The following is a 6,000-nucleotide window of genomic DNA, read 5'->3' as shown; positions in this document are numbered from 1 at the left end:
GCGCACCACCCGGCTCCGGAAGCAACGGCGCAATCACCACCCACGCCTCATCGGTCAACTCACCACGACGCACCACCGGCACATCGTCAACCATCAACCACTACAAGATCGACAGGACACGCCCTAGTCGAGGAGGCTGGCGGCCGCTTCACCGATCGAACCGGTGGACGTGCGAACGATCAGGGCGGCGGCCTGTACTCGAACGCCATCCTGCACAGTCAGCTGCTGGCTTCGCTGCGCTACCCGGCGCGTCCCTGACCGCCGGACCAAAACTCGAACACGCTCACAACCTCGTCGCCATGCTCGTAGGTCGCCCCGTAGAGGCGGTCGGCGAATCGCTCTGGCGGCACGAGAGCGATCTTCGCAGCACCGCTTAGCCGCAACGCCCGCAATTCGGCATGAGCGCGCGATCAGCGGCTAGAAGCGGAAACCGGGCGGCGCGCCGCGCGGCGGGAGACACCCGCCCCATGACTACTTCCTTGAATCTGCACTCTCAGGCACTACTCCACCGACCCAGCCTCACGGAGGACGCACCGCGGGTGCCCGGCGGTGTGCCTATACACCGTGTGGCAGCTTGACGACCGCGATGACGACTGGGCGGAGATTGAGCCCAGGGGCGGGTTTGCGTCGCGGCTCGCGAGGCAACTCGTCATCGTGTACAGCCGCCACGGCGAGACAATCCTCGACCTGGACGGCGACAACCACCTACACGCGGCGGCCGTAGCGACCGGTCGCTCCTACCTGACCGGCATCGAGGCCACCGGTGCGGTCGGGCTCGACCACAGCGACCAGCCGGTCGGCTTGGTAACCCTGCGGTGGCCACGCACCGCAGATCTGTCCCCCGCTGGATCCGGCGGCGGACGGCTGTTCAGCGCCGGCCGGCTGCCGGTGAGCGACGACGCGTGCGTGATCGCCACGATCCGGTCCGGCAGCCCCACCGGGTCCGACCAAGCCGGCGGCGATCATGCGCGCAGTCTGTGCGCCGTCGCTGAAGCCGCCGGGCTCACTCCTGTGCTGCGAATCGTCGCCATCGGTTCTCCCGGCGACGGCGACCGGTTACGGTACTACGCCACCGAGGCCGAGGCCACCTACGCGGCCACCCAGGCCACCACGGCCCCCATCCCCCCAGGTACTGCGCGTCGACCTCCTGGTCTTCGAGCGACGCGAAAATCGGCGTGACCAGTAACCGTCGCGGCCCCCGCGTCATCCGGCAGCAGATAACCACCGGCCAGCAACGGGACGTTAGAGTCCAGACATGGGTACCCGGAAGCAGTGCCGGAGGCTGCCGGATGATCGCCCTTTATCAGCAAGGCTGGCCGCCAAACACCCGCCTTGCCTGGCCTGGCCACAACAGGCCCGCCGCAGCAAGCCGCAGACCCGGCATGGCCTGGGCGGGGCGGCACGCGCTTGTGAGCGGAGCCACGGCCCGTAAACTGGACCGAATGGTCCCGTCGTGGCATGGTCGACAGAGTGACCCGAGCTCATCGGGCCAACCATGTATCGCAACTCGATGACGGGGCATGCATCAGCCATCAGTCGCGGAACGGACTGGGGTTGGGCGGGCGTCGAGCCCACCGGGATTGCGGCATATCCGGCGAAACGGCGCGACAGATCCGACACCAACCAGACGAAACGACCGTGCGGGGCCGGAACCGCGTGCACGGCACGGGCGACAACCGAGCTTCGGCGAAAGCCGAACTCTCTCCACGGAGAAGGAGCGGGAAATGAGCGACGCCAAGCAGTCCGCCGAAGATCTGGCGATCCTCGAACAGCTCAACCTCGACTACATCCACTCGGACGAGACCAGCGATGCCAAGCGCTTCAGTGAGTTCCTCGCCGAGGATTTCATCACGCAGACACCGGGTGTCACCCGCAACCGCGACGAGTACCTCGAGTACATCGCCAAGCCCCGACCCCTCAAGGACATCGTTCTACACGACGTCAAGATCCGCATCCTCGGCGACGTCGCGCTGATCCACGGCCGCGTCACATACACCATGATCGCCGATGGAGTGGAGCAGGAAGCGCTGTACACGGACGTGTACCAGAAGCGCGAGGGCAACTGGCTCTGCGTCGCCGCCTGCGCGATCGCTCCGGGCGCCTGACCGGCACCATGTCTGATCTTGCTGCCCAAGCACGGTACGAACAGTTCGTCGAGCTCCATCGTGGCCCCGGCACGTTCATCATGCCCAACGCATGGGACGTGCCGTCGGCCCTGCTCTTCAAAGAAGCCGGATTCAAGTCCATCGCGACCTCTTCGGCGGCTTTCGCCGCGACGCTGGGCCTGCTCGACGGTATCCACGCCATCAGTCGCGGCACGCACCTTGACCATGCCGCCCTACTCACGTCCGTGAGTGGCCTGCCGATCAACGGCGACTTCGAGGACGGCTACGGCAAAACTCCCGAAGATGTCGCGGACACTGTCGAAGCTGCCATTACCCGCGGTCTCGCCGGTATCGGAGTTGAGGACACCACCGGTGAGCCCGGCAACCCGATTCGTCACTTCGATGACGCGGTTCGCCGCATCGAGGCCGCCGCCGCCGTAGCGCGTGGACGGATCGTCCTGACAGGCCGTACGGACAACTTCCTGTGGGGGATCTCCGACCTCGATGACACCGTCCGCCGGCTCACGGCCTTCGCGGAAGCAGGAGCCGACGTCCTGTACGCGCCGAACCTGCCGGACGTGGCCTCGATCAGCGCGGTCATCAAGGCTGTCGCGCCGAAGCCGGTCAACGTCCTCGTCAGCCCCAACGACACGGCTACCCTCGCGGAACTCCAGACGATCGGTGTCCGCCGAATCAGCCTCGGGGTCGACCCCTACACGCACGCTCTCGGAGCCACCAGGGCGGCTGCGGCGAAGCTCGCGGCGGGAGACCTGACGGCGCTCGCATCGGAGCTCAACTTCGGCCACATCATCGACCTCATCAAGACCTGACACGGCCATCCAACCGGCCAGCCGCCCACTGGTCTCGAGTGGCTAGGTCGGGATGTGAGGTGTCTCGAACGCCCCGCGTGACTCGCGCGGAATTTTCTCGTGCTTACCGAGCGGAGCCGTGCCAGGAGCATGCGATGACTGAGGAAAACTTATGACCAACACCGAACAGGCGGCGCCGACCCGCCACGCATCGGACGTGCGCGTGGTCACGGCATCCTCGTGCGCCGCGGCAGTCCCGACCGAGCCTGCAGAGGTCCGCGCTGCCACGGAGCCCGGCAGCAGGCGGGGCTGGGCGTCCGTCGGCGCGGTCGCGCTCGGCGCGTTCGTCATCGTCATGACGGAGACGCTTCCGGTGGGGCTGCTGCCGCAGATCGCCGACGGACTGGGTGTCTCGCTCGGCCTCGCAGGGCTGATGGTGCTCGTGCCGGGTTTCAGCGCCGCGGTGTCGGCGCCACTGTTCTTCCTCGGTTCCGGCCGCTTCAACCGGCGCTCGGTCATCCTTGCCCTGGGTCTGACGGTGCTGGTGTCGAACGCGGTCGTCGCGGTGGCCCCGAACTTCGTCCTGGTACTGATCGCCCGCATGCTCTTCGGCGCCACCCTCGGAGCCTTCTGGACCGTGGTCTCACCGGTAGGCCCCAAGCTGGTAGGCCGGGCCGGCGGCACTCGCGCCATCACCATCATCGCGGCGGGCATCTCGGGTGGGACGGTGGTGGGTCTGCCTGCGGGACAGTTCCTTGGCGATCTCGTCGGCTGGCGTCTCGCTTTCGCCATCGCGGCGGCGGCGACACTTCTTGTCGTGGTGGCGCAGGCAGTCGTGCTGCCGGGCATTCCCGCGGACGGGCGTACGCACCTGCGTGATCTCGTGGGAGTCGTGACGCGGCCGGCGGCCCGGTTCGGGATGGCAGCGGGCGCGGTGGTGTTCATCGGACAGTTCACCGCCTGGACGTACATCACCCCGTTTCTGATGGACCACACGCAGCTGTCCAGCGGCGTGATCTCCCTGCTCTACGTGATCTACGGCTGCGGCGGCATCGTCGGCTCGATCGTCGCCGGATCGCTGTTCAAGCGCGGAGTGATCGGCAGTTTCGCCGGAGCGGCGACGGTGGTGGCCGCCCTGCTCATCGGGCTGGTGTACGTGGGCTCCGTACCCTGGCTGGCTGGCCTGTTGCTCGTGCTGTGGGGCTTGTTCTGGGGAATCGTGAACCCGGGAACGTTGGTCTGGATACTCGACGCGGCCCCGGAAACCCCGGAGGCCGCGTCGGCCGTCAATGTGACGAACCTTCAGGTGGCCCTGGCGGCCGGGTCCGGCCTCGGGGCGATCCTCGTCTCGTCGACGACCTTGCAGACGGTGTTTCTCACGGCAGGCTTCACCGTCCTTGCCGCAGCCGTTCTCGCCGCAGTAGCGGCGCGGTTCGTGACCCTCGCCCGCAGGGACTGAGGAGACCGGAACGAGGCAAGAGGTGGCCGCGCACCTGAACGTGCGCACCCAGAAACCTCCAGAAGCGCCGGCATGGTTCGGAACAAGAAGGAAGACGACTCGATGCAACCCGTGACCCCTGCGGCCAAGCTGGGCCGCCGGGACAGAGCTCCCCACCTTGCCTTCCTATCCGCGGTGGTCGCACTGGTGGCCGTGTTCGCCGCAGTGGGCTCGACGATCCCTCTGTTCAACATCTACCGGGCCGAGGACGGGTTCACCAACGCCGGCATCTCCCTCACCGTCGTCGCCTACTCTGCCGCCACTCTCAGCACCCTGCTGGTGCTGGGACGGCTCTCCAACCATGTGGGCCGACGGCCCGCAGCGATCGCCAGCCTCGGCCTGCTCGTACTGGGTTGTCTGCTGCTGTTGAACGTCCACCACATCGGCATCCTCATCGCCGGTCGACTCCTGATGGGCCTCGGTGCCGGGCTGGCCAGCAGCAGCCTCACCGCCTACATCGTCGACACCGCACCCAGCAGGCCGACCTGGCTGGCCTCCGTCGCCTCCAGCCAGACGGTCATGCTCGGTCTCGCCGTGGGCGCGATCGCCTCCGGTGCCCTGGTCCAGTTCGGCCCCTGGCCACGTGACCTCATCTACCTGGTTGTCATCGGCCTGCTCCTCCTGTCTGCCGTGCTCGTCTTCATCAGCCCGGAGACGGTGGCGCCCTCGCCGGGCGGTTGGCGTTCACTACGCCCCAGCGTTCGGGTGCCGGCCCGCGTCCGGCATCTGCTCCCCGTCGCGGCCGCGGTGCTCCTGGCCACCTGGGCAACCGGGGCCTTCTACCAGGCCTTCGTGCCCGCACTGGTCGAGGATCAACTGCACACCAACAGCCCGCTCATCCTTGGACTGGTATTCGCCGCGTACATGGGCCCCAGCGCTCTAGGCGCCCCCCTCGGCGGCCGGTTCTCCCCGGCGGCGGCTCAACGCATCGGCATGAGCGCCTTCCTGGCCGGATGGATCGGCATCATCACCGCGGTCACCACCAGCGCGCTGCCGTTGTTCATCGCCGCGACCATCGTCGCGGGAACCGCTCAGGGCATCGCCATCAGCTCCGCCACCCGCGGCCTGCTGCACGGCAGCACCCTGCACGACCGGGCACCGATCTTCGCCGTCGTATATCTCCTCAGCTACAGCGGCGCGACCATCCCCAGCCTGATCGCCGCCCAACTCTCCGGCGTCTTCTCGGTGCCGCACATCGCGTTCGGATACGCGGCACTCGCCGTCCTCGCCACCGCGTTCACTCTCATCGCTGCGCGCAACCCGCGGACCGACACGACCAGCCAGCCCAATGAGTGATCTCGACGAAGCCTCACCGTCATCCAGACGTCACTCGACGCCGAACAGGGAGTGCGGGCCCGCACTCGTCCAAGCCCGTCGTCGCGCGGGATCGCACGCTCGACTTCTTCCTCGCTCCAGACGGGCTCGACGATTGGCGGGATCTCGGGCGAGTCTCACAGCCCTTCGGTGGCTTGGTCTGGGATGGAGTCAACCAGCAGGCACATCCTCGATAATCTGTTAGCGCCATACCGATCCACGGTGCCAACAGCGTGACATCACCCGCAATCTGGGCCAACATTTATCTGCCTTC

Annotated in this window: 5 protein-coding genes; all 5 read left to right on the top strand. The window is 67.2% G+C overall.

Features of this window, described 5'->3' with window-relative positions; all coding sequences use genetic code 11:
* The first annotated feature begins 564 nt into the window (after positions 1-564).
* The 5 genes from D7147_RS23215 to D7147_RS23195 all read left to right on the top strand — a co-directional run bounded on the left by D7147_RS23215 (position 565) and on the right by D7147_RS23195 (position 5,708).
* Positions 565-1,179: a hypothetical protein gene (locus D7147_RS23215; RefSeq protein ID WP_147437433.1), complete on the top strand. Its 615-nt coding sequence runs from the start codon at positions 565-567 to the stop codon at positions 1,177-1,179.
* A 545-nt stretch (positions 1,180-1,724) separates the two neighbouring features.
* Positions 1,725-2,105, top strand: coding sequence for a nuclear transport factor 2 family protein (locus tag D7147_RS23210; RefSeq protein WP_120681094.1), 381 nt, complete (start codon positions 1,725-1,727; stop codon positions 2,103-2,105).
* Between the two features lie 8 nt (positions 2,106-2,113).
* Entirely contained in the window at positions 2,114-2,935 is an 822-nt protein-coding gene (locus D7147_RS23205; protein WP_120681092.1) for an isocitrate lyase/PEP mutase family protein, read from the top strand.
* A 151-nt stretch (positions 2,936-3,086) separates the two neighbouring features.
* Complete coding sequence (locus D7147_RS23200) at positions 3,087-4,373, top strand: MFS transporter (RefSeq protein ID WP_120681090.1); 1,287 nt, start codon at positions 3,087-3,089, stop codon at positions 4,371-4,373.
* Positions 4,374-4,445: 72 nt separating this feature from the next.
* Positions 4,446-5,708: an MFS transporter gene (locus D7147_RS23195; protein WP_325050682.1), complete on the top strand. Its 1,263-nt coding sequence runs from the start codon at positions 4,446-4,448 to the stop codon at positions 5,706-5,708.
* The last annotated feature ends 292 nt before the right edge of the window (positions 5,709-6,000 follow it).

The sequence above is a fragment of the Micromonospora musae genome (genome assembly GCF_003626545.1).
In the GTDB taxonomy this organism is placed as follows: domain Bacteria; phylum Actinomycetota; class Actinomycetes; order Mycobacteriales; family Micromonosporaceae; genus Micromonospora; species Micromonospora musae.
Note: the sequence above shows the minus strand (reverse complement) of the source record. Positions and strands in the feature narration are given on the sequence as shown.